The 1764-nt window shown below is 69.6% G+C and carries 2 protein-coding genes; both read right to left on the bottom strand.

Annotated features, from left to right (window positions below; translation table 11 throughout):
- Window positions 1–203: 203 nt before the first annotated feature.
- Window positions 204–407, bottom strand: a complete 204-nt coding sequence (locus tag QZY01_RS00420; RefSeq protein ID WP_294532009.1) for a hypothetical protein — start codon at window positions 405–407, stop codon at window positions 204–206.
- Window positions 408–550: 143 nt separating this feature from the next.
- Window positions 551–1764 (bottom strand): DUF882 domain-containing protein (locus QZY01_RS00415; protein ID WP_294532006.1); only part of this gene is annotated, 1214 nt, incomplete at its 5' end.

Below are 1764 nucleotides of genomic sequence, written 5' to 3'. Positions count from 1 at the left end.
TGTTGGTTCTGCGCATAGGCCTAGACATAGATGTTGCTATCCATGTCCAACCATTACCAAACACGCGCCCCGCGCCGCCAGAATGGCACCGGGTGGACGCTTACTTTCATTCAGCCGCAGTTTCCGATCCAAAAGCGCTGCAACTTTTTTGGAATTTGTTCGGGCCGGTTTCAGGCGGGCGCGCGAGCAAGACCGAGGCGCGGTCAGAACGGCGCGATGGCGGCGAACAGCGCAGGCGTCGAGCCTTTGGCCTTTTCGGGGGCCAGCGCCGCGAAAATGCAACTTCCCGCCAAGGCGGCCAGCGCCAGCACGCGCAGCAATTGCGGCCAGTGGCACGGAGCGGGACTTTTGTGGCGGCGGCGGCAGGTTTCAGCGAATTCCCGACCGTAAATGGGCGCCATCGTCATGGAATGTCTCCCAACTTGTCAGGAGCTTCGCCCGAAATTGGGCTTGGAGACAGGTTAGGAGCCAATGGTTAAGCCGGCATTAACCAACCGCCGCCGCGCGGTGATTTTCTGCGGCGCATCTGCTGTTTTTTTTAAGGAAAGTTTTATTTGGAGAAGGCGTCGGGGTCCGGCTGCGTCGGCTGCCGGCCGAACTGGGCGCGCAGGTTGCGCGGCGGCGGACTGGCGGCGAGCAGATCGGGCTTGGCGGCGGCGCGCAGGGCGGGGGCGAGGCCGCCGGAGACGGACGGGCGCGCCTGCGATTGCGGCGTCGCTGCAACCATGGAATGGAGCGCCGCGCGATCGACGCGCGCCGGCGCCATCTGGCTCGCGGCGGTTCTGGCGGCGCGGGCTTCCTCGGCCTTGCCCAGGGCAGCAGCGCGCAACGGGGCGGCGGCGGGGCGCGGGGGCGGCAGCGGCGGCGGCGCCAAATCCGGCGACGGCGCCGCATAGGCGAGCGTCAGCGGCGCGGAGGCGGGGGGACGCGGGTCGAGGCGCGACCCATGTGTGATGACTTCCGGCAGGCTTGCCAGTTCGGCGGGGCGCTGCGGCGGCAGCGGCGGCTCAAGCGCCGCCAGCTGGGCAGGACGGCGCGGCGGCAAGGGAACATCGGCCGGCGGCGCGTCGGTTTTCGCTTCATCCTCGACGCGCGGCTTTTCGCTCTCGGCGACCGGCGCCGGAGGCGGAACGGGCGCGGGTTCGGGTCTGGCGGCTGGCGCCGGTCTGGCGGCGGGCTCGGCCATTGTCGGCAGCGGCGCGGGTTGCGGCTGCGGCGCGGCGGCCGGCTGGCGCGTGGCGGGTTCGGGTGCTGCGAGATAGGTTTCGCCGCGCGGCAGGTTGGTTTCGGCGCTGGCGAGCATCCGCCGCTGCTCGGCTTCGGCTGCGGCGGCCGCAGCGGCGGCCGCGGCTTCGTTGCGGCGCTGCTCGGCGATGCTGGCCCGGGCGACGCGGGTCGGCTTCGCCACCGGAGCGGCGTCGCGAATCTCCTCCTCCGCGTCTTCGCCGCCGTTCAGGCCGAACAGCCGGGCGAAAAAGCCGCCAATGCCGCCTCTGTTGGCGTCGGCCACGGAAATGGCCTCGCCGCCCCGGGCGAGAATTTCGGCGCGGGCCTCTTCATAGCCGGCCAGCGGGTGACCGTTCGACGGCAGATGCACGGTCTTGCCGTCGGGAAACAGCCGCACCAGCTGGTCGTAGCTCATGCGCGGCCAATGGCGGACGCCGCCGACGTCGATATGCACGAAAGGCGTATTGGCGTTGGGATAATAGCCGACGCCGCCGCGCTGCATCCGCATGGCGATCTCGCGCAGCTTTTCCATCGACA

The sequence above is a fragment of the uncultured Rhodoblastus sp. genome (genome assembly GCF_903903185.1).
Lineage (GTDB): Bacteria > Pseudomonadota > Alphaproteobacteria > Rhizobiales > Beijerinckiaceae > Rhodoblastus.
The sequence above is the reverse complement of the archived record's forward strand: the minus strand, read 5'-3'. Positions and strand labels throughout refer to the sequence as shown.